Origin of the sequence: Staphylococcus carnosus (assembly GCF_900458435.1) — a bacterium.
In the GTDB taxonomy this organism is placed as follows: Bacteria; Bacillota; Bacilli; order Staphylococcales; family Staphylococcaceae; genus Staphylococcus; species Staphylococcus carnosus.
Genome location: NZ_UHCT01000001.1, coordinates 2,012,853 through 2,035,941, shown reverse-complemented (window position 1 = coordinate 2,035,941; position 23,089 = coordinate 2,012,853). Strand labels below are relative to the sequence as shown.

Here is a 23,089-nt window from a genome sequence, read left to right as displayed (position 1 = left end):
AAATGATAAAATTTTCTATATACACTCCCAATACAATTGAAAATGTATGAGAAAAAGATTATAATGAATTATATTTTTGTTGAATTAGGGACAGGAATTTAACAAGAGACGCACATGTCACACTCGTACTTAAGAAAAAATTAAATTAACTAGAGAGGTGCAACATGAAGTCCAAAGAACCCGAAACAAAATTTGAAACAATGCAAAAATTGAAGCCATATTTATTAACTGCTCTTTATTTAGCAATATTCATTACTTTGTACCTAATATATGGATCGGGAGATACCCATAATAACTTTATTTACAATGAATTCTAATTAAAGGAGAAAGTTATGAAAGATATAATTAATGTATTAAACAGTATCGTCAAAGATAGTCCTGACAGCATAGCAGTAAGACACATTGATGACACACTGTCTTATAAAGAATTAGATGAATTATCTGACCAATTAGCATCTTTGATTCAAGATAGCAAAAAACCGGTAATTTTATATGGTCATATGTCACCTTTCATGGTAGTCGGTATGATAGCAGGTATAAAAGCGGGGTGCGGTTACGTACCTATTGATACGTCTGTGCCTAATGAGCGTACAGCTATGATTATTGATAAAACAGAACCTGAATTTATTTTTGATACAAGTGATGAAACATTTGAATTTAAACAAGGTAAAGTTTTAACAATTGAAGGTGTTCAAAATACATCAACACCTGAAGTATTTGAATCACATATGAAGCCTGAGGATGTGGTCTATACTATTTTTACATCTGGTTCAACTGGTGAGCCAAAAGGTGTTCAAATTCAATATACAAGTTTAATTGAATTTGCAGAATGGATGAAGGATTTAAATCAATTAGGAAAAGGCCAAGAATGGTTGAATCAAGCACCATTTTCATTTGACTTGTCAGTGATGGCAATCTATCCTTGCTTGTTTACAGGAGGCACTTTAAATCTAGTAGATAAAGATATGATTAAAAAGCCAAAGCTTTTAAATGATATGTTGCAAAAAACTCCTATCAATGTATGGGTTTCTACGCCATCATTTATTGAAATGTGCTTATTATTACCGACTTTAGATGAAAAACAATATCCTAGTCTGAAAGAATTTTTCTTCTGCGGAGAAATTTTACCGCATAGAACAGCAAAGGCTTTGGTAGAACGTTTCCCATCGGCAACAATTTATAATACTTACGGACCTACTGAAGCTACAGTGGCTGTGACAAGCATTCAAATTACACCTGAGATATTAGAAAAGTATAGTACATTGCCAGTTGGTCAAGCGCGACCTGGTACAACTTTATCTACAACTGATGAAGGGGAACTTATTATCACAGGAAACAGTGTTAGTGTCGGTTATTTGAAAAATAAAGAAAAGACACAAGAAGTATTTAGCACAAGTGAAGATACACGTTCTTATCGTTCTGGTGATAGAGCAAAATTTGAAGATGATCAATGGTTCATTCAAGGACGTATTGATTTTCAAATTAAAATGAACGGCTATCGTATGGAACTTGAGGAAATTGAAACCATCCTACGTCAGTCAAGTTGGGTAAGAGAAGCCGTAGTCGTACCGATATATAAAAACGGTAGAGTAACACAACTCATTGGTGCAGTTGTACCAACAGAAAATGTTGAAGATAGTGCAAAACTTTCCCATGAAATAAAATCTGATTTAAAATCCAGCTTACCTGAATACATGATACCTAGAAAGTTTGTGTGGATGGATCAGTTGCCATTAACTTCAAATGGTAAAATAGACCGTAAAAAAATCGCAGAGGAATTAAATTAATGACACCTTATGGTACGTTTACGTTCTTCTTAATTGCTTTTATATTGCTTATACCAGTTATAATATTAGGATTTTTAGGTAAGCGAAGCTATATTTATAATGGTATTAGTACAGCAATTATGATTGTAATTATATTTGCTTCCGATAAATTAAACTTTTTCGGTATAAAATACTTGAGTGTTCAACTCGTCAGCTTTATTATTTATATGCTTTGGCAAGCAGCCTTGATTATGTGGTATTACCATTCACGACCAAAAAATAATACATTTGCTAAGTTTTTTATCGTGATGACATTATCAATTTTGCCACTGGCATTAGTGAAAATATTTTCAAGTTCATGGCTTGGAGGACAACAAATCCAATTCCATGAGCACAAGTTGATTGAATTTATTGGTTTCTTGGGTATATCATATGTAACCTTTAAAAGTGTCCAACTGATTATGGAGATTAGAGCTGGCTCGATTAAAGAAATTAAATTAGGAAAGCTTTTCCAATTTATTTCATTCTTTCCAACTATTTCTTCTGGACCAATTGACCGTTATAAACGATTCGTAAAAGATGATAAAAAAGTTCCGACGGGTGATGAATACCGAGGACTTGTTTTGAAAGCAATTCATATGATAATGCTCGGTTTCTTATATAAATATATTATTGCGTATTTTGTGAACCAATACGGCGTAATGCCATTGCAAATGCATTTGCATGGTTTTGTAAGATACTGGTTATATATGTATGCCTATAGTATGTATCTATTCTTTGATTTCGCTGGTTATAGTTTGTTTGCGATAGCAGTCAGCTTTCTATATGGTATTAAGACACCACCGAACTTTAATCAGCCGTTCAAATCTAGAAATATTAAGGATTTCTGGAACAGATGGCATATGACATTATCATTTTGGTTCCGTGACTGTATTTATATGAGATCGCTATTCTTTATGTCTAAAAAGAAATTGATGAAAAGTCAATTTGCAATGTCTAATGTAGCTTTCTTCTTAAACTTCTTTATCATGGGAGTTTGGCACGGATTAGAAGTATATTATATTGGCTATGGACTTTATCATGCTGCCTTATTTATAGGCTATGGTTATTACGAACGTTGGCGCAAGAAACATCCGCCGCGTTGGGATAATCGTTTTACAACAGCACTAAGTATTATTATTACATTCCACTTTGTCACATTCGGATTCTTAATTTTTTCAGGGAAGCTGATTTAAATAAAAAAGGAGATTTATTATTATGGAATTTAGAGAACAAGTTTTAGATTTATTAGCAGAGGTTGCAGAAAACGATGTAGTGAAAGAAAATCCTGATGTTGAAATTTTTGAAGAAGGGATTATCGATTCTTTCCAAACTGTAGGCTTATTATTAGAAATTCAAAATAAATTAGGAATTGAAGTATCTATTATGGACTTTGATCGTGATGAGTGGGCGACTCCTAATAAAATTGTTGAAGCTTTAGAAGAACTTAAATGAGTAAAAAATTAAAACCATTTTTACCGATTTTTATTAGCGGTGCAATTTTTATTATTTTTGTATTGCTGCCATCAAGTTGGTTTACAGGATTGGTTAATAAAAAGACGTTGGCAGAAAATCGTATGTCTTTAACAGATCAAGTTATGAAAGGACCGCTTATTCAAGACAAATTGTTCCATCATAATAAGCAATACTACCCGATTTATGGTTCAAGTGAGCTAGAAAAAGATGATCCTTTTAATCCAGCAATTGCTTTGAACAAGCATAATTCTCCACGCCAAGCATTTTTAATAGGTACTGGCGGGAATACCGATTTAGTCAATGGAGTGGAATTAGCCTCTCAATATGATGATTTGAAAGGAAAGAAAATTGCTTTCATCATTTCACCTCAATGGTTTACGAACCATGGGTTGACCAACGTGAATTTTGATGCAAGAATGTCTCAAAACCAAATCAATCAAATGTTTAACCAGAAAAACATGAGTGATGAATTGAAACAGCGTTATGCTAAAAGATTGTTGCAATTTAAGAACGTCCACAATAAAGAGTTTTTGAGAGAAACAGCTAAAAATCAAGGTAAAACAGATGGTAATTATATTTCCGGATTTAAAGAAAATCAATTAACTAAAATCGAAGCGATTAAAAGTTTGATGAACTTTAAAAAAGTACCATTGGAACATGTTAAACCTGTTACAAGTGAAGATGCGTCTTGGTCTGAAATGAGAGATGTGGCAACACAATATGGTGAAGCACATTCTAAATCAAATCAATACCATATTCGAGATAAATATTGGAAATTGATTAAAGCACATAAACGCAGAATGAATCGAGATTATGAATTTAATATCAATTCTCCAGAATTTGCTGATTTGAAATTATTAGCAGATACGATGCATGAAGCGGGTGCTGATGTTGAATATATCAGTATACCAGTAAATGGTAAATGGTATGACAATATTGGTATAGATAAAGATAAACGACAACCTGTATATGATAAAATTCACCGTACTGTTGTAGATAGTGGCGGTAAAATTTATGATATGACTGATAAAGACTATGAACCATATGTTATTACAGATGCCGTCCATATCGGATGGAAAGGTTGGGTTTATATCGATGAACATATCGTTTATCATATGAAAGAAAAGTAATATCAATAATAAAGGCAAGATACAATGTTAAAGATGTTGTATCTTGTTTTTTTACTTTTGGATTATACCCTATGAGGGTATAGAGATATATAACAATAAAAAACTGTGAAAATAGCGAGTGAGGCTTTGTGTTTAATAGTTTTATATAGATAATTACAATGATCTGAGAAAGGAGTTTGTAAGATGACTCAAAATCAAAACTCAAGTCATACACATGAAAGTTCTCATGTGCATAATCATCATGGAATGCATCATCAAAATCATATGGGGCACCATCATCATGGTAATTTTAAGAAGAAATTTTTTATCTCATTAATCTTTGCACTTCCTATTATTATATTATCTCCAATGATGGGTTTGCACTTGCCGTTTCAGTTTACATTTAAAGGATCTGATTGGATTGTTTTAATACTTGCTACCATACTTTTCGTTTATGGCGGCCAACCATTCTTATCAGGTGCTAAGGATGAGTTGAAAGAGAAAAAACCAGGCATGATGACGCTTATTGCTTTAGGTATAACTGTTGCATATGTATATAGTCTATATGCATTCTATCTTAATCATTTTAGTAATACTTCTTCTCATGCTATGGACTTTTTCTGGGAGTTAGCAACTTTAATTATTATCATGCTATTAGGTCATTGGATTGAGATGAATGCTGTTGGCAACGCAGGAAATGCTTTAGAGAAAATGGCAGCATTGTTACCTAATAAAGCGATTAAAGTGAATAAAGACGGTAACCATGAAACGATTCAAACTTCTGATATAAAGGATGGGGACATCATTGAAGTCAAATCAGGGGATAGCATACCCGCAGATGGTATCATTATCAAAGGTAATACTGATGTAGATGAATCATTGGTAACAGGCGAATCAAAGAAAGTTCCAAAACATATTGATGACAAGGTTATTGGCGGTGCGATTAATGGCTCGGGTACTATTCAAGTGAAAGTCTCTGCTGCAGGCGGTAAAGGTTATTTATCACAAGTGATGGATATGGTGAGTCAAGCACAAGATGATAAATCAAAAGCAGAGCTTTTATCTGATAAAGTTGCAGGATACCTCTTTTATTTTACGGTAAGTGCAGGTCTTATTGCTTTTATAGTATGGGTTTTGATTACGCATAATATAGATTTCGCACTTGAGAGATTGGTAACGGTTTTAGTAATAGCTTGTCCGCATGCATTGGGTTTAGCTATACCATTAGTTACTGCACGTTCTACTTCAATTGGTGCCCACAATGGTCTTATTATTAAAAATAGAGAAGCTGTAGAGATTGCGCAGCCTTTAAACTATGTCATGATGGATAAAACAGGTACTTTAACTAAAGGTGTTTTTACAGTTAATCACTATGAAAGTCTAGATAGTCAATTATCAGATGACGAAGTATTGCAATTGTTTGCTTCATTAGAAAGTGCTTCTAATCATCCGCTAGCACGTGGAATAATTGAATACGCGAAATCTAAGGATACTAAAGTTGAAAACTCGGAGGATGTTCAGACGATTTCAGGTGTTGGATTAGAAGGAAAAGTGAATGGACACAGTTTTAAGATTGTTAATGAATCGTATTTGAAAAAGCATCAGTTTAAATATGATGTTTCATTATTTACTCATTGGGCACAAAAAGGTAATTCAATCAGCTATTTGATTGAAGGTGATTCCGTTGTTGGTTTTATTGCTCAAGGTGATCAAATCAAAGAAAGCTCAAAACAAATGGTTTCAGATTTGATAGAACGAAAAATTACACCTGTGATGTTGACAGGGGATAATAAAGAAGTAGCTGAAAATGTTGCGAAAGAATTAGGAATTAAATATGTACATTCTGAATTATTACCAGAAGACAAAGAAACAATTATACAAAATTATCAAAAAGACGGCAGTAAAGTTATGATGGTGGGAGACGGCATTAATGATGCGCCAAGTTTAGTTAGAGCAGATATTGGTGCAGCAATTGGTGCAGGTACGGATGTTGCAATAGATTCTGCTGATATTATCATCGTCAAAAGTAATCCTATTGATATCATTCATTTCCTTACGCTATCTAAAAATACAATGCGTAAAATGGTCCAAAACCTTTGGTGGGGTGCTGGATATAATATTATTGCAGTACCTCTAGCAGCTGGTGTGTTAGCATTTGCAGGTTTGATATTATCTCCAGCAGTAGGGGCAATTCTAATGTCACTCAGTACTATAATTGTAGCAATCAATGCATTTACACTAAAATTAGATTGAATTTTGAAACTCGTGCTGTATTAACAGTTCGAGTTTTTCTATTTCAATAAATATAAACAACGAAGATAAGAGATCAACTTTTATACTCATTTAAATTTAAAGCAGATAAAAAAATAAAAAGTTATTGACCTTAACGTTGCGCGAATCTTTATGATAAGAATATAGAAGGTGATAAATTGAAATATTTAATGAGTGAAGTTTCTGAAATGACAGGATTAAGTACTCGTACATTGCGTTATTATGATGAAATAAAGTTGTTAAAAGCGCATCGCTCAGCTGAAAATGGATATCGTATATATTTTTCAGAAGACTTAGATGTTCTGCAAGTTATTATGTTTTTAAGGAAAATGGAGGTTCCGCTCCCTGAGATCAGAAGATTAATACAAAGTGATGAAACAGATTTAATGCATATTTTGATGCAGCAAAAGCAGAAATTAGTTGAAAAACAATCGGAATTAGCGAGATTAATACAATTGATTGATACTACTTTAGAAAACGAACAGGAGGGGAAACAAATGTCAGATAGAGAAAAATTTGAAGCATTTAAATTAGAAAAAATAAATGAAAATAATGAAAAATATGGGCAAGAAGTTATTGAAAAGTATGGACATGATACATTAGAAAAAACAGAGCAACATTGGAGTCATCTTTCTCAATTAGAGTATCATCAAGCAGGAGAATATGAGTTGATAATTAAAAGAGGGTTACAAAATTTAATGGAACGAGGTCATGAAAATAAGAATAGCGATACTGATAATGAAGTGTTTGATGCGCATGCTAAATGGTTGAAGTTAATGAGTGGACAGTACAGTGAAACGTATCATAATGCTATGGCAGAACTTTATGTAGAAGATGAAAGATTTACGGCTTATTATGATAATTTAGTGGGTAAAAAGGGTGCTGCAGAAATGCTTAGTAACATTATAAAAAAGTATACACATAAATAAAAAAGAAGCATCAGCTGAATTATCAGCTAAGCTTCTCTTAAAAATGCTTTATATCTTAATGGTCTTAGAATACTTGTTCCACTTCAACAACACCAGGTACTTCTTCAAGCAATGCACGCTCGATACCTGCTTTTAAAGTGATTGTTGAACTAGGGCATGTATTGCATGCACCGTGAAGTTGTAATTTAACGATACCGTCTTCGACATCAATCAATGTGCAATCGCCGCCATCTCGTAATAAGAATGGACGTAAACGTTCGATAACAACTGCTACTTGATCAAAAATTGTTGTATTTTCAGTTGGCATGGATATATCTCCTTCCAAGTATATAATTTCATTTTTCTGCTTGTTCATTTATTATAATAGATAAAGACAAAAAAATCTATGGAGGGACGCCAAATGACTAAAGTAAGTGTAGTGGTTTATGGGGCTGATGTGGTGTGTGCGAGCTGTGTAAATGCACCGACATCTAAAGATACATTTGATTGGTTGCAAGCACTATTAAAACGTAAATATCCAGATATTAATTTTGAATATACGTATATCGATTTTCAAAAGGATGCTGAAAACTTATCAGATCATGATCAGCAATATATAGAACAGTTGGAAAATGATGAACTGTTTTATCCATTAGTTACAATGGATGATATGTTAGTAGCTGATGGCTTCATTCAATCCAAACAAATCACTCGATTCGTGGATGAACATTTTGAAAATTAAATAGGTAAGATGAAAATAAAAGGGCGACTTATATTAAGTTGCCTTTGTTTCTTTGGAGATTATTAATTAATAGTTTTAAGTAATAAATAAAAGGGAGTTAAAATATGACATTATCCAAAAGAAAACTTCAAGAAAAAGATTATCCCGAAGCGTTGGATATTTGGGAACAGTCTGTCACTGCTACACATGATTTTTTAAAAGAGAAAGATAGATTAGAATTAAAGATTGAAATTCCAAATTACTTTAAAATGGTTGAGGCTTATTTATGGTTCGACGGACAAGAAGTTGTTGGATTTTCGGGAACCAATGATCAAAACTTAGAAATGTTGTTTATTAAACCGGAGTTTTTCAATAATGGATATGGTACAGAAATAATTAGATATCTTATTCAAGAAAATAAAATACAATACGTTGATGTCAATAAAGATAATCGTACTGCACTTAATTTCTATATTAAGAATGGCTTTAAAATATATAGTGAATCTCAAAAAGACGATCAAGGAAGAGATTATCCAATTTTGCATCTTAAATTATAATAGATACAACAAAAGCCAGGATTTTCATCCTGACTTTTAATAATAATTGATTTTATCCGTTGTGATATTTATACAACCATAAAATACCTGATTTCATAATTGAAGCAATGCGACCTGTAAGTGGTCGATCTAATACATAAGCAAAGCCTTTTTTATCACCTAATGAACCAAAGAATCCTTGGATTTTTAATTCCGGCATTTTATCTGGAAGTGGTTCGTTTTTCCATTGTTTTGTCATGACATCAGCGATTTGATCTCCTTGTATCTCAGCAAGTTGTGCACTTGGTGCATGAGGAAGATTCGCGCAATCTCCTACTACATATACATTTTGATATGTAGGGATTTGGTGATATTGATTGACAATTACTTGGCCATTTTTACTAACATCAACTGGTAAATTTCTAACTACTGAAACTGGATGAATACCAGCAGTCCATACAACAATGTCGACTTCTTCTGGTTCATCGTGGTTATAAATCACACCAGGTTCTACTTTGTTGATATTTGAGTTTGGTATAACAGTAACATTATTTTTCTTAAACCATTTTTCAATGTAATGACTCAATTTCTCTGGGAAACGGGCAAGAATGCGTTCACCGCGATCATAAAGTCTAATATCTAAATCAGAACGGCTTTCACGCAATTCGCTTGCAAGTTCGATACCACTTAAACCAGCACCCACAATTGCTACTTTTGAACCCGTAGGCAAGTCGCTGATTGTATGATAAGTTTTACGTGATTTTGCCAAAGTTTGAATACTGTAAGTGTATTCTTCAGCTCCAGGTACATTATGATATTTATCTTCACACCCCAACCCGATAACGAGTTCATCATAATCTACTTTAGTGTCGCCGACAGAAACAATTTGTTCATCTAAATCAATTGCTGAGATATCCCCGTAAACAATGTTAAGCTTCTCAGATTCCGGAAACTTTAATCGTACATCTTTATCTGATTTAGTACCTGCTGCCAGAGCATAGTATTCTGGTTTCAAACCATGATAAGGCATACGATCAATCAAAGTGATAGTGTAATCTTCAGGTAATTTATCCGGTAAGATGTGCGAAAGGATTCGCATATTACCATAGCCGCCACCTAACAATACTAAATTCTTCATTCCGATAACCCCTCTTATCAAGTTTATATAACGCTGCATCACTACTTGGTGACTGATATTCTGACAAATTGTAATCAACGTCATTTTTGCTTATTTTAAAAATATGCTTTCATTTATTATAAGCTTTTTTAATCTACCAGACAAACAATCTTTTTTAGGAAAAATTTCAATCTGTACTCAAGAGAATTAGTTGTATATATGTTATAATAGTGGCACTCAAAACTATAAGAGGAGTTCAATAATGAATCCAATAGTAGAATTTTGCATTTCAAACATGGCAAAAGGCGGAGACTATGTGTATAACAAACTTGACCAAGACCCCGGTGTAGACGTTTTGGAATATGGATGCCTACAAAATTGCGGTGTTTGTTCGAGTGGCTTGTATGCACTTGTCAACGGTGATATTGTTGAAGGTGATTCGCCAGACGACTTATTGCAAAATATTTATAAGCATATAGAGGAAACTTGGATTTTCTAGTTTCAGTTTTTGACGATATAGAATGAACTAGGGAGGAATAATTATGCCAACAGTAATTCTTACTGAAGCAGCAGCATACGAGGTTAAAAGTATGCTTGAAAGTAATGATATGCCAGATGGCTATTTAAAAATTAAAGTTAATGGCGGTGGTTGTACTGGATTAACTTACGGTATGACAGCTGAAGAAGAACCAGGAGAGAACGATGAAGTTATCGAATACTACGGTTTAAAAGTTCTCGTTGATAATTACGATAAACCTGTATTAGAAGGAACTACTATAGATTTCAAACAATCATTGATGGGCGGAGGCTTCCAAATTGATAATCCGAATGCGATTGCATCATGCGGTTGCGGAAGTTCATTCCGAACTGCTAAAGTTGCCGGCAACCCTGAAGATTGTTAATATTTAAACGATATTATAAGAGTTGGGTAGGTGGCTTTTAAGCTTCAACGCAACTCTTTTTTCATTTATTATGGTTTTTACTTTAAAATTTATGAGAAGTATGACCATAATAGTGTTATTAGGGTATCAGTAAATTCTGAAATCATGATTTCTTTTCTACTTATTACCTTGAAAAAATGATTGAATAATTATAAGATTAAGAGGAATGACATTTGTCTTTATTTGACATTTTTTTCAATCAAATGGGGTATATTAAGAAAGCGTATTCTATTACAAATTTTTAAGAAAGCATAGGTGAATAAAATGGCTGAAATAAAAAAAGTTATTGTTTTAGGGGCAGGTTATGCAGGCTTGCAAACTGTTACAAAATTACAAAAGATTTTACCAGCTGACGAAGCTGAAATCACTTTAATCGATAAAGATGATTATCACTATGAATCAGTATTATTGCACGAAGCTTCTGCAGGTACTGTAAACTATGAAGATATTATCTATCCAATCGAAAGTGTTATCAATCAAGAACGTGTAAAATTCCTTAAAGGTGAAGTTGTAAAAGTTGATCCACATGCTAAAGTTGTAGAAACTAACAACGGCCGTTTCAACTACGACATTTTAGTTGTAGGTTTAGGTTTCGTTAGTGAAACATTTGGTATTAAAGGTATGTTAGACCACGCATTCCAAATTGAAAATATCCAAACAGCACGTAAATTATCTCGTCACATCGAAGATAAATTTGCGAACTATGCATCTTCTAAAGAAAAAGATCCTAAAGATCTTGCATTCTTAGTAGGTGGAGCTGGATTCACTGGTATTGAATTCTTAGGTGAATTAACAGCACGCGTTGATGAATTATCAAATAAATACGGTGTAGACCGTGACAAAGTTAAAATCACTTGTGTAGAAGCAGCGCCAACAATGTTACCAATGTTCGACGATGAATTAGTAAATTACGCAGTAAATTACTTAGAAGAACGTGGTGTTGAATTCAAAATCGGTACACCAATCGTCGGAGCTAATGAAAAAGGTTTCTTAGTTAAAGTCGGTGACGAAGAACAACAATTAGAAGCTAACACTTCTGTTTGGACTGCAGGTGTTCGTGGAAGCAAAATCATGGACAACTCATTTGAAGGCGTTAAACGTGGCCGTTTAGTTGTAAACCAAGACTTAACTGCTCCTGGTTTCAATGAAACATTTGTTATCGGTGATGTATCAGCATACATCCCTGAAGGCGAAGAACGTCCATTGCCAACTACTGCACAAATTGCAATGCAACAAGGTGAAAGCGTTGCTAAAAACGTTAAAAACATCTTAAATGGCCAACCTAAAGAACCATTCAACTACGTTAACCGCGGAACTGTATGTTCATTAGGTGCACATGATGGTGTTGGTATTGTTTACGGTAGAAATATCGTTGGTAAAAAAGCAGCCTTCATGAAAAAAGTTATCGATACACGTTCTATCTTCAAAATCGGCGGTATCGGCTTAGCATTTAAAAAAGGTAAATTTTAATAAAAGAACACGTTAATAAAAACGTATTATTTTATTAGATTGATAAAGATTACAAAGGTTGGTAATACTGTGCTAATAAACAGTGTTCCAACCTTTTTTTATAACGGAGGAGAAGAATTATGCCCATACAAATCACATTTGATGAACAAGATGAATTGGCGAGTGATGTGCTTGTTGTAGCTTTGCCCGACCATTTAAACCAATTATCAACATTGACTTTTCAAGGCCATAATCTGACGGAATTGTTAGATACATATAAGCAACACCATATAATAAGCAGTGAAGTTGGGAAAGTCAGCTCTACACGTTTTAATGAGAATGGTTTAGATGTGCGCTTGATTACTGTAGGATTAGGTAATTTAAAAGAATTAAATCGTGCAAGAACGATGGAAGTATTTGGAAAGTTACTGCAAACACTGAAAGGTAATCATATTACTTCTGCTGACGTGCTATTACAATCATTTGCATCAAAAGCAATTGAGAAAATTGAAATAGCTGAATTATTCAGTTTACAAGCTAAAAAAGCCCTTTATCATTTCAATAATTATAAAGCTGATAAAAGAGTCCCATACCATTTGAATTTGAAAATTCATGGTGCTGAGGCAGATGAAGTGACAGCAATTAAAGACGGCGAAATTATCGGCGAAGGAATTAAATTAGCGAGAGACTTCAGTAATATACCGCCTAATATTTTAACGCCAGAATATTTTGCTGATATGATTAGCGCGCATTTCGAAGAAACATCGGTTGAGGTTGAAGTTAAAGATGCTGAAACTTTACAAGCAGAAGGTTTTGGATTGATCCATGCAGTGGGGAAAGGTTCAGAATTCGGCCCAAGACTTATAACCTTAACGTACCAAGGTGCAGATGATGATTCAGCACCTATTGCCTTAGTAGGGAAAGGTATCACTTATGACTCAGGCGGCTATTCTATAAAATCAAAATTAGGTATGCAAGAGATGAAGTTTGATATGTGTGGTTCAGCTAATGTGCTAGGAATGATTGAAGCTGCACATCGTTTAGCATTACCTATAAATATTGTAGGTGTAATTGCATCTGCTGAGAATATGATAAATGGTGAAGCGATGAAGCCTGATGATGTATTTACAGCATTAAATGGGGAAACAGTAGAAGTTTTGAATACTGATGCTGAAGGACGTTTAGTGCTCGGAGATGCAGTTTTTCATGCATCACAATATCAGCCGAGCGTTATTTTAGATTTTGCTACCTTAACTGGTGCTGCTGTTGCAGCATTGGGTGAAGATAAAGCAGCTGTCTTTAAAAATAATAGTGATGCACCATTAGAAGAGATTACTAAAATTGCAGGAGAAAATGGAGAATGGACATTTGAACTACCTGTAACTGAAACAGAAAAACATTTGATTAAGAAAAGTGAAGTTGCAGATTTAGTAAATCATACAAATGGAATGGGAAAAGCACTTTTTGCTGCAGCCTTTGTTATGCATTTCAGCGGTAATATTCCGCAGCTGCATTTTGATATTGCAGGCCCAGCAACTACAAACCGCAACAATTTTAATGGGCCTAAAGGGCCAACAGGATACTTAATACAAAGTATTGTAGATTGGTTGAGACAAGAAATTAAATAAAATGAAAAAGCACTTGAATTTTATAATATTATATAAATTCAAGTGCTTTTTTCAAATTTAACATTTGAAATTTAAAAATTCCAAGCATTGACTTTTATAATTACCATTGTTATTATACTAACATAATGCTTTAGTTCGATAACGTAGTAAAGGAGAAACGCGGATGTTAAATGCAGTTGTAATAGCAGTATTATTAATGATTATATTATGTTTATGCAGACTGAATGTAGTTTTAAGTCTGTTTGTCAGCGGTTTAGTTGGCGGCGTTGTTGCAGGTATGTCAGTAGAAAAAGTAATTAAAGTTTTTACTGATAATATTGTTGATGGCGCAGAAGTGGCTTTAAGTTATGCTTTGCTTGGAGGATTTGCAGCACTTATTTCTTATAGTGGAATTACAGATTACTTAGTGAGCAAGGTAATCAATATGATTCATGCGGAAAATAATAGGGTGTCTCGTTCAACGATTAAAGTTATTTTAATTGTGTCATTACTTTTATTAAGTATGAGCAGTCAAAACTTAATTCCTGTACATATTGCATTCATTCCGATCGTTATACCTCCGTTACTCAGTTTATTTAATGAATTAAATATAGATAGACGACAAATCGCGTTAGTAATCGGATTCGGTTTATGTTTCCCATACTTTTTAATGCCATTTGGATTTGGACAAATTTTCCACCAAATTATCCAAACAGGATTTGCGAAAGCACATCATCCGATTGAGTTCGACATGATTTGGAAGGCTTTATTGATACCTTCAATCGGATATATTGTTGGTTTAGCTTTAGGATTATTTGTATATCGAAAACCACGTCACTATCGTAATGACGAAGAACAAATCAATAAAGCACCTAAAGAATTAAAACCTTATGTATTAGCGGTCACAATTGTAGCGATTTTACTTACATTTATCGTACAATTACTTACTGAATCTATGATCTTTGGTGCGCTTGCAGGTGTAATGGTATTCTTTATTTCTAGAGCATATAAATGGTTTGTATTGGATAAAGAATTCACAGAAGGTATTAAAATCATGGCTTATATCGGTGTAGTAATTTTAACAGCCAATGGTTTTGCTGGGGTAATGAACGCGACTGGTGATGTAAAATCATTAGTGACAGGAATTGCTTCTATAACAGGTGATCATAAACTTATTGCGATTATCTTAATGTATCTTATAGGTTTAATCGTTACATTAGGCATAGGTTCTTCCTTTGCGACAATTCCTATCATTGCAGCATTGTTCATTCCATTAGGTGAACAATTAGGCATGAGCACAATGGCATTAATTGCTTTAATAGGAACAGCTGCTGCATTAGGTGATTCTGGATCACCAGCTAGTGATTCTACTTTAGGGCCGACAGCTGGTTTAGATGTAGATGGACAACATGATCATATTCGAGATACATGTGTACCTAACTTCTTGTTCTACAATATTCCATTAATGATCTTTGGTACAATTGCAGCTATGATATTATAAAAGTAAGTCTGAAAAACGAGGTGTTGCACATTGACTAATTTACTAGAAGAATTAGAAATGGAAATATTAGAAGTAAAAGAAGGCTATACAAAGATAAAAATGCCTGTATCTGATAAAGTAAAGCAACCATTTGGATACTTACATGGCGGTGCTACAATGGCATTAGGCGAGACGGCTTGTTCTGTTGGAGCTGCACATATGGTAGATACGAATAAAATCATACCAGTAGGATTAGAAATGAATACGAACCATATTCGTTCTGCTACCGAAGGAAATGTATTTGCGATTGCTGAACTGATTCATGGAGGCAGAACAACCCAAGTCTGGAATATTAATATTATAGATGATAATGATAAGTTAATCAGTGTGATGCGTGGTACGATGTTGTTAAAACAACGTCACTGATTCTCTTATGATTAACAATCCTAAAAAGAAAGGTTTCCTATGTTTATTCTGAGCATAGGAAACCTTTCTTTTTAATATATTTAAATAATGATTTTTCATCAAATTAATCATTATGGCTGATATGAAAACATTGTATTTATGAAACTTTTTCTTCCTCACCATTAAATGCTTTAGCAATACGGTTTGCTGATTCTCTGCCGCCTGCAAAACTTCTCGCAAAAGGCCCTAGCTCAATATCTGCCAATGCGCCAGATACATAGACGCCTGGTACCCATTCTAAGTTTTCAGTTAGAGAAGGGTGTTTTGTTTCTGTAAGAGGTGCGTTTATGTTCTCTACAAAATTTTTAATGACAGGCATTTGCATGATGTTATTCTTGAAGCCTGTCGCTAGTAAAATATGGTCATATTGATATTCATCTTGTTCAGTGATGATTTTATGATTTTGTATAGTTTGAATCTCATTCACGTGAATTTCTAATTCGCCTTCTTGCATATGTTTTTTTAGACGTAAATAGAGTTCTTTCGGCATTGAACCTTTATGGCGTTCTTGTACAATGACTTTTAATCGTTCTTTAGATGAATCGATTTCTCTATATCGTGTCATATTTTTAGGACCTAACCAACCTGGATCAGCATCGAAATCATAGACTTCTATCGACTTATTCATCCATAGATGTACTTTGGATGATTGAGATGCTTCAATAAGTTTTAATGTCAGATGCGCTGCGGTAATACCGCTTCCCACTACATGAGAAGATGTTTCATAAGGAATTTCAACGTCTTCAAAAATATGGTGAATATCTTCATGTGCTTGATACGTTTCTGGAATATGAGGAATATTATTACTACCGATAGCTAATACCAATTTATCACTGAAAACAGGATCATGGTTTTGCATCTCAACTTTCCATCTTCCATCTTCTTTATCAACATTAACTGCAAAATCTTTAATATGGCGCTCATTCAAATCAAATTCATGCAGCATTTTATGAGTATGATCCATAAACATGTCACGTTGTGGGCGTTGATATTTACCATACGTTGCACCAGTATATTGATTTGTTTTTGCGAATTTTTTTAAATGAAATGGGTCAGGGTGCACATGATGCACGTGCGGGGAGCGTAAAAACGGCATACCGATACGGCAAGAGAAATCATCAAATTGTTCACATAAGGATTCGTGAGGATCTATAATTGTCAGTTCGTCAGCAGGCAGACCTGCAGCACGTAATTTAATTGCTATGGTAACGGCGTGAATACCACCGCCGATGATTGTCCAAGACATAGCGTCACCTTCTTAAATCGTAATAATTTCGATTTATTCGATATAGCACATTTTTGCCAGGCGCTCAAGTTTCATCAAAACAAAAAAGCCTTGAGAAAGCCTGCTGAAAGGCTGACTCAAGACTTCATGTAATGATTTATTTACTTGCTGCTTTAGGTTTTTCTTCTTTTGGTTCATTAATTTCATCCAGTTTTGTTTTCTTTGTATAAGGTGTTTTGATTTTATATGCAGCTCTGATAATCAAGTGACTTGATAAAGGACCTGTTAATAAAATAAATAAGATACCGATAATAAGCTGCGGATTTGCGTAATGATCTTTTCCTATAAAGTATAAGAACACGCCCAATAATAAACTCATTGAACCTAATGTAGAAGCTTTCCCCGCAGCATGGGCACGACCATAAACATCTCGTAATCTTAAAATACCAAGCGCAGAAAGGGCACTGATGAGTGCGCCGACGATAACAAAGAAAAGTGAAAGACTAATCATTATCGTGTCGATCATGTTCAATCACCTGACCTTCCTGCATATATTTTGCGAATACTGCTGTTCCTAAAAAGGCGATAATACCGATTAAAAGAATTGTCACAATCATATATTTTGTATCTAAGAAAATACTGAACAACGCAACAATCGCCATAAGTTGGATACCGATTGCATCAAGCGCTACAACACGGTCTGCGAGAGAAGGTCCGAGAATGACACGGACAAGCATTCCAAGTATTGACAGTGCAACGATAATCAATGCAATAATAATAACAATATTAAATGCAGACATTAGTATTCTCCCACCTCTCTAACAGCTTTTTCCAAGGAAGATTTTATACCTTCTATTTCTTCCTCTTTCGTACTGAAATCTAAACAGTGAATGTAAATTTTGCGATTGTCATCACTTACACCTAGTACAATCGTTCCTGGTGTGAGTGTAATCATTGTACACAGTAAGACAATTTCCCATGGTCGTTTCAAGTCTGTGTCATAGACAAAGAAAGCAGGTTCATTATCCATGTGTGGTTTCGTCACAATTCGAATGACATCAATGTTCGCTTTAATCAATTCGATTAAGAATGTACAGCCAAGTTTCACAACATAATAAAGAGTTACGATGTAAAAACGGCCTGGCAATATTTTACGCATTAAGAACACGAGTAAGAGGCCGAAAAGAAAACCTAATACAAAGTTATTAAGTGTATAACTGTCATTCACAAAGAGCCAAAATATAGCAATTAATATATTAACTAAGATTTGAACTGCCATATTATTTCACCCCCAGTACGCTGTCGATATAAGCTTTAGGATCATAGAATGTAACAGCAGCTTGTTTAAAGAATGGATATAACCAATCTGCTGTAAAACTAAATACTACACAAAGTACAACAGCGAAAATTGCAACACTTAATAAACCGCGATAATGCAATTTATGATTTAATTTATAACCTTTAGCTTCTCCGAAGAAGCCTTTGATAAAGATACGCATGACTGAATACAAAATTAATAAACTTGAAAGTAATACGATAATACCACTGATATAAAAACCTTTTTCAAAAGTAGCACGAACAATTAACATTTTTCCGTAAAAGCCGCTGAACGGCGGAATACCAGCTAAGTTTAAACATGCAATAAAGAAAGTCCAACCTAAAACCGGATATCCTTTAATTAAGCCGCTGAACTCTCTGATGTCGGTAGTTTTTGTGATTTTCAACATAACACCGATTAAGAAGAATAATGCTGCTTTAATCAACATATCATTGACAGTATAGTATAATGCACCGATGATACCATCTTCATTCATCATCGCAACGCCGACTAATATGATGCCGACTGCAATCATAATATTATATATAATGATTTTTTTCGTATCATTATAACTGATTGCCCCGATAGAACCGAAAATAATGGTCAATAATGCAAGGACTAAAACAGTATAATGTGAAAACGAAAGTGTATTAACAAAGAATAAACTTAATGTTCTGGCAATTGCATAGACGCCGACTTTTGTAAGCAGTGCACCAAAGAATGCGATGATTGCAAATGGTGGGGCATAGTATGCGCCAGGTAACCATACATACATCGGAAATGCACCAGCTTTTGTCGCAAATACGAATAAGAACAGTATAAATACGATACTTACAAGACCGCTGTCCTTGTCAGATAAATGAGCCAATTTACGGCTGATATCTGCCATATTCAATGTACCAACTACAGAATATAAAATACCAACTGCCATAACGAAGAAGGCAGATGATGCAACGTTAACTAATACATATTTGATACTTTCTTGTAATTGTATCTTTGTGCCGCCTATTACTAACAGTGCATAAGATGAAATCAAGAAGACTTCAAAGAATACGAATAAGTTGAAAATATCACCAGTTATAAATGCTCCGATAATTCCTGTTTCCATAAACATTACTGCGAAATAGTAATAATAAGTTTCGCGGTGCAATCCGATAGATTGATATGAGAACAAGATAATCAATATCGTTACAATAATACTTGTGATTACTAATGTTGCACTGAATAAATCAAGTACGAATACGATACTATAAGGTGCTTTCCATGAACCTAATTCTAATTTTAAAGGCCCGTGATGCCATACATTAATAAAATTGACAATGGCTAATGCTAAAGCAACGAGCGAGCCGCCAAGTGCCACAAAACGTTTAATAAACGGACGTTTACCGATAAAAACAAGAATAATTGCTGTAAACATTGGTGCGAGAAGCATCGCTGCTAATAAGTTATTCTCAATCATCATCTTCAGGCACTCCCTTCATGCGTTCTACGTTGTCTGTTCCCAATTCTTTGTAACTTCTGAAAGTAAGTACAAGGAAGAATGCTGTTACAGCAAATGAGATGACGATAGCTGTTAAAATCAATGCTTGCGGAATAGGATCCACATAGCTTTTTGTTCCAGGCTGAAAGATTGGAACTGCACCCTCATTTAAACCGCCCATTGTGATTAAGAATAAATTGGCAGCATGTGTTTGTACTGCGGTACCGATAATGATACGAATCAAGCTTTTAGACAAAATGAGATAAACGCTGATTGATGTTAAGATACCGCAAACGATAATCATAATTATTTCCATTACTCATTCTCTCCAATCGCTAAGATTATAGTCATTACCGTGCCGACAACTGCGAGCAATACACCCAAGTCGAAAAATAGGGCAGTATGCACTTGCATCGGTTTAAGTAAAGGAAGCGGAATTTCAAATACGCGATGCGTAAAGAAGTTCTTGCCGTATAACCAGCTTGCACATGGTGTTAATGCACAAAATGATAAGCCGATGGCAATTAATTTTTTAAAGTCCCATGGGAAAATCTTACGCATTGTTTTTACATCAAAAGCTACTGAAACAAGCACGAGTGAACTTGAAACAAGCAAGCCTCCAATAAAGCCGCCTCCAGGTTGATAATGTCCATTTAAAAATAGAGAAAAGGCGAAAATCATAATCAAGAAGAAAATGATAATGGTTGAGTATTGAAAGATGATATTATTTTTCTGTCTGTTCATTTTCTTCCACCCTTTCATAACCGTTTTTGTGCTTAGAACGCAATTTAATTAATGTGTAAACGCCTAAACCAGCAATACCTAATACAGATGATTCGAATAAAGTATCGGTACCACGGAAGTCAACTAAAATAACGTTTACCATGTTGTTTCCGTGTGCTAGGCTGTGCACATTTTCTTTGTAGTAAGATGCAATAGATTCAAAATGTTTATTACCATATGCAATTAAACCAAGTACTGTGACAACAATTCCTACACCTGCAGCAATTAAAGCATTGCCGACTTTAAAGGATTTGGACTCGTTATAACGATTTAAATTTGGCAAATGGTAGAAACATAATAAGAATAATGCTGTTGAAATCGTTTCTACTACAAATTGCGTTAAGGCTAAGTCTGGCGCATTAAAGAATATAAAGAATATTGCCATTGAATAACCAACAGCACTTAACATAATGATGCTGAATAATCTTGAACGCGCAAAGACAATCATAAAGGCTGAAGCTAAAATCATGATGACGATAATAATTTCTGTTGTACGTAATCGACTGACATGATCAAAGTTCAAACTAAATGGCATACAAAGCAACGTAATTAAAGTCAGTGCAATTAAGCTGCCAAGGATAACCATTAATTTATTACGAATAAAACCGCTCATATATGTGCGGGTAACTTTCTTAGAGTAGAAAGGCATGTAACGGCCAGAACGATCATATAAATAATTTAATTCTAAACGTTCTGGTATAGATTCAATCACTTTAACCCATTTATGATAAGTAAAGATTAATGCAATACCTGCTGCATAAATAAATAATGTCGCAAAGAATGCAGGTGTGAATCCATGGAATAAATGGAATTCTGCATGCGGTATATGCGCATTACTGATTGCACGGCTAGCAGGGTCAATAATCGGTTTTGTTAAAATGGCCGGGAATAAACCGAACACGATAACAAGTACTGCAAGGAATGCTGGTGCAATCCACATCATAAATGATGGTTCATGTGGTTTGTGCGGTAATTTTTCTGGTTTATATGAACCCCAGAAAATTTGACCGATGAAGCGGACAGAGTATACAAATGTAAAGACACTGCCGACAATTGCCACGATTGGAATGAGTACGCCTAATGTGTTTAAGCTGAATAAATGTGAATGTGTCACATTGATCATAGCTTCTATGAAACTTTCTTTTGATAAGAAACCATTGAATGGCGGTACACCAGCCATACTTAATGCGGTAATGACTGTAATTGTGAAAGAAATAGGCATAACTGTCATTAAACCGCCGAGTTTACGTACATCTCTTGTGCCAGTTTCATGGTCGATGATGCCAGCAACCATGAAGAGTGCACATTTAAATGTTGCATGGTTGATTAAATGGAATGTAGCTGCAATAAAGGCTGCTGCATAGAATTGACTTTGAGCACCTTGATAATGGTAGCTTACTGCGCCAATACCTAACATTGCCATTACCATTCCTAGTTGTGAAACTGTAGAAAAGGCTAAGATTCCTTTTAAATCAAGTTGTTTTGTAGCATTTAGAGAGCCCCAGAATAAAGTGATGAGACCTATTGCTGTGACTGTCCAAATCCAACCTTCTGATAATGCAAAGATTGGTGTGAAACGCGCAACTAAGTATATACCTGCTTTTACCATCGTAGCTGAATGTAAATATGCGCTGACTGGTGTTGGTGCTTCCATTGCATCTGGCAACCAGATATAAAACGGAAACTGTGCAGATTTTGTCATTGCACCAAAGAGTATCAAAATCATAGCCAATATAAATGTTGGACTAGATTGAATCTCAGAGGCATGTGCAATGAGATGGCGTATACTTGTTGAATGTCCTGATAGTGTCATTAAGATAAGGCCGCCAAGTAGAGATAATCCGCCGAATACTGTAATTAATAGTGATTTTTGAGCACCATACAATGAAGCTTGTCGTGTGCGCCAAAAAGAAATAAGTAAAAAACTAGAAAATGATGTCATTTCCCAGAACAAATACAGCATAAAGACGTTATCTGATAAAACGACCCCTAGCATTGCACCCATAAAGAGTAGTAAATAACAATAAAAATTCCCCAACTGTTCATTTTTGCTCAGATAGCTGATTGAATAGAAGGTAACAAGTGCCCCGATACCTGTAATCAATAAACTGAAGAGTAAACTGAGCCCATCAACATACAAATTAAAATTCATACCGATTTGCGGCATCCATTTCAATTCTGCAAATCGGTGATCACCTGACATTGTTGTCGAAATATAACTTAGAAAATAAATAAATAAGACGACGGGGACAGGTAATACAAACCATCCTATATGTATGCGTTTAATAAAACGATAAACAATAGGGATAATGAGTGCAAAGATGAAAGGCAACAATACTGCTGTATGTAACCAACTCATTATTCGTCCTCCTTTGAATATAAGATATCCTCATTATAC

Annotated in this window: 25 protein-coding genes; 15 read left to right on the top strand and 10 right to left on the bottom strand. The window is 34.5% G+C overall.

The window, feature by feature from the left end; genetic code table 11:
• The first annotated feature begins 200 nt into the window (after positions 1-200).
• The 7 genes from DYE31_RS09780 to DYE31_RS09750 all read left to right on the top strand — a co-directional run bounded on the left by DYE31_RS09780 (position 201) and on the right by DYE31_RS09750 (position 7,590).
• The gene (locus DYE31_RS09780; RefSeq protein ID WP_371093434.1) at positions 201-317 is read left to right on the top strand and encodes a teichoic acid D-Ala incorporation-associated protein DltX; all 117 of its coding nucleotides are present in this window, start codon (positions 201-203) and stop codon (positions 315-317) included.
• A 15-nt stretch (positions 318-332) separates the two neighbouring features.
• Complete coding sequence (gene dltA / locus DYE31_RS09775; RefSeq protein WP_015899792.1) at positions 333-1,787, top strand: D-alanine--poly(phosphoribitol) ligase subunit DltA; 1,455 nt, start codon at positions 333-335, stop codon at positions 1,785-1,787.
• On the top strand, positions 1,787-3,001 hold the full coding sequence (gene dltB, locus DYE31_RS09770) for a D-alanyl-lipoteichoic acid biosynthesis protein DltB (protein ID WP_015899793.1): 1,215 nt from the start codon (positions 1,787-1,789) through the stop codon (positions 2,999-3,001). The genes dltA and dltB overlap by 1 nt, the downstream gene beginning before the upstream one ends.
• A gap of 22 nt (positions 3,002-3,023) precedes the next feature.
• Positions 3,024-3,260, top strand: coding sequence for a D-alanine--poly(phosphoribitol) ligase subunit 2 (dltC, locus tag DYE31_RS09765; protein WP_015899794.1), 237 nt, complete (start codon positions 3,024-3,026; stop codon positions 3,258-3,260).
• Positions 3,257-4,411 carry a D-alanyl-lipoteichoic acid biosynthesis protein DltD gene (gene dltD, locus DYE31_RS09760; protein ID WP_015899795.1) on the top strand — a complete coding sequence of 385 codons (1,155 nt, stop codon included), beginning with the start codon at positions 3,257-3,259 and terminating at the stop codon, positions 4,409-4,411. Before dltC ends, dltD begins: the two co-directional genes overlap by 4 nt.
• A 246-nt stretch (positions 4,412-4,657) precedes the next feature.
• On the top strand, positions 4,658-6,643 hold the full coding sequence (locus tag DYE31_RS09755; protein WP_231839068.1) for a heavy metal translocating P-type ATPase: 1,986 nt from the start codon (positions 4,658-4,660) through the stop codon (positions 6,641-6,643).
• Between the two features lie 176 nt (positions 6,644-6,819).
• A complete protein-coding gene (locus DYE31_RS09750) occupies positions 6,820-7,590 on the top strand; it encodes a MerR family transcriptional regulator (protein WP_015899797.1) in 771 nt (256 codons plus the stop codon).
• Positions 7,591-7,654: 64 nt separating this feature from the next.
• Here DYE31_RS09750 and DYE31_RS09745 read toward each other — a convergent pair whose 3' ends face one another.
• Positions 7,655-7,897, bottom strand: coding sequence for a NifU family protein (locus tag DYE31_RS09745; RefSeq protein ID WP_015899798.1), 243 nt, complete (start codon positions 7,895-7,897; stop codon positions 7,655-7,657).
• A 93-nt stretch (positions 7,898-7,990) separates the two neighbouring features.
• On the opposite strand from DYE31_RS09745, the gene DYE31_RS09740 reads away from it, so the two are divergent.
• Positions 7,991-8,311, top strand: a complete 321-nt coding sequence (locus DYE31_RS09740) for a YuzD family protein (RefSeq protein WP_015899799.1) — start codon at positions 7,991-7,993, stop codon at positions 8,309-8,311.
• A gap of 104 nt (positions 8,312-8,415) precedes the next feature.
• Positions 8,416-8,847 (top strand): GNAT family N-acetyltransferase, encoded by a 432-nt coding sequence (locus DYE31_RS09735; protein ID WP_015899800.1) that lies wholly within the window; start codon positions 8,416-8,418, stop codon positions 8,845-8,847.
• Positions 8,848-8,899: 52 nt separating this feature from the next.
• Here the strand turns inward: DYE31_RS09735 and DYE31_RS09730 are convergent, their stop codons facing one another.
• Entirely contained in the window at positions 8,900-9,964 is a 1,065-nt protein-coding gene (locus DYE31_RS09730) for an NAD(P)/FAD-dependent oxidoreductase (protein ID WP_015899801.1), read from the bottom strand.
• 241 nt (positions 9,965-10,205) lie between these two features.
• On the opposite strand from DYE31_RS09730, the gene DYE31_RS09725 reads away from it, so the two are divergent.
• From DYE31_RS09725 to DYE31_RS09700, 6 genes are all read left to right on the top strand, one after another.
• Positions 10,206-10,442 (top strand): YuzB family protein, encoded by a 237-nt coding sequence (locus DYE31_RS09725; protein ID WP_015899802.1) that lies wholly within the window; start codon positions 10,206-10,208, stop codon positions 10,440-10,442.
• A 43-nt stretch (positions 10,443-10,485) separates the two neighbouring features.
• Positions 10,486-10,845: a HesB/IscA family protein gene (locus DYE31_RS09720; protein WP_015899803.1), complete on the top strand. Its 360-nt coding sequence runs from the start codon at positions 10,486-10,488 to the stop codon at positions 10,843-10,845.
• A gap of 303 nt (positions 10,846-11,148) precedes the next feature.
• A complete protein-coding gene (locus tag DYE31_RS09715) occupies positions 11,149-12,354 on the top strand; it encodes an NAD(P)/FAD-dependent oxidoreductase (RefSeq protein WP_015899804.1) in 1,206 nt (401 codons plus the stop codon).
• Positions 12,355-12,473: 119 nt separating this feature from the next.
• Entirely contained in the window at positions 12,474-13,961 is a 1,488-nt protein-coding gene (locus DYE31_RS09710; RefSeq protein ID WP_065865661.1) for a M17 family metallopeptidase, read from the top strand.
• Positions 13,962-14,124: 163 nt separating this feature from the next.
• Complete coding sequence (locus DYE31_RS09705) at positions 14,125-15,441, top strand: Na+/H+ antiporter family protein (protein WP_015899806.1); 1,317 nt, start codon at positions 14,125-14,127, stop codon at positions 15,439-15,441.
• A 30-nt stretch (positions 15,442-15,471) separates the two neighbouring features.
• Positions 15,472-15,846, top strand: coding sequence for a PaaI family thioesterase (locus tag DYE31_RS09700; RefSeq protein WP_015899807.1), 375 nt, complete (start codon positions 15,472-15,474; stop codon positions 15,844-15,846).
• A gap of 136 nt (positions 15,847-15,982) precedes the next feature.
• On the opposite strand, the gene DYE31_RS09695 is transcribed toward DYE31_RS09700, so the two are convergent.
• The 8 genes from DYE31_RS09695 to DYE31_RS09660 all read right to left on the bottom strand — a co-directional run bounded on the left by DYE31_RS09695 (position 15,983) and on the right by DYE31_RS09660 (position 23,050).
• Positions 15,983-17,131: an NAD(P)-binding domain-containing protein gene (locus tag DYE31_RS09695; protein ID WP_015899808.1), complete on the bottom strand. Its 1,149-nt coding sequence runs from the start codon at positions 17,129-17,131 to the stop codon at positions 15,983-15,985.
• A gap of 136 nt (positions 17,132-17,267) precedes the next feature.
• The gene (locus DYE31_RS09690) at positions 17,268-17,636 is read right to left on the bottom strand and encodes a Na+/H+ antiporter subunit G1 (RefSeq protein ID WP_041612955.1); all 369 of its coding nucleotides are present in this window, start codon (positions 17,634-17,636) and stop codon (positions 17,268-17,270) included.
• On the bottom strand, positions 17,614-17,910 hold the full coding sequence (locus DYE31_RS09685; RefSeq protein ID WP_015899810.1) for a Na(+)/H(+) antiporter subunit F1: 297 nt from the start codon (positions 17,908-17,910) through the stop codon (positions 17,614-17,616). Before DYE31_RS09685 ends, DYE31_RS09690 begins: the two co-directional genes overlap by 23 nt.
• Positions 17,910-18,389, bottom strand: a complete 480-nt coding sequence (locus DYE31_RS09680; protein WP_015899811.1) for a Na+/H+ antiporter subunit E — start codon at positions 18,387-18,389, stop codon at positions 17,910-17,912. Before DYE31_RS09680 ends, DYE31_RS09685 begins: the two co-directional genes overlap by 1 nt.
• Position 18,390: 1 nt before the next feature.
• Positions 18,391-19,887, bottom strand: coding sequence for a Na+/H+ antiporter subunit D (locus tag DYE31_RS09675; RefSeq protein WP_015899812.1), 1,497 nt, complete (start codon positions 19,885-19,887; stop codon positions 18,391-18,393).
• Positions 19,880-20,224 carry a Na+/H+ antiporter Mnh1 subunit C gene (gene mnhC1 / locus DYE31_RS09670; RefSeq protein ID WP_015899813.1) on the bottom strand — a complete coding sequence of 115 codons (345 nt, stop codon included), beginning with the start codon at positions 20,222-20,224 and terminating at the stop codon, positions 19,880-19,882. Before mnhC1 ends, DYE31_RS09675 begins: the two co-directional genes overlap by 8 nt.
• On the bottom strand, positions 20,224-20,652 hold the full coding sequence (locus DYE31_RS09665; protein WP_041612956.1) for a Na(+)/H(+) antiporter subunit B: 429 nt from the start codon (positions 20,650-20,652) through the stop codon (positions 20,224-20,226). The genes mnhC1 and DYE31_RS09665 overlap by 1 nt, the downstream gene beginning before the upstream one ends.
• Positions 20,633-23,050, bottom strand: a complete 2,418-nt coding sequence (locus DYE31_RS09660; protein ID WP_015899815.1) for a Na+/H+ antiporter subunit A — start codon at positions 23,048-23,050, stop codon at positions 20,633-20,635. The genes DYE31_RS09665 and DYE31_RS09660 overlap by 20 nt, the downstream gene beginning before the upstream one ends.
• Positions 23,051-23,089 lie beyond the last annotated feature (39 nt).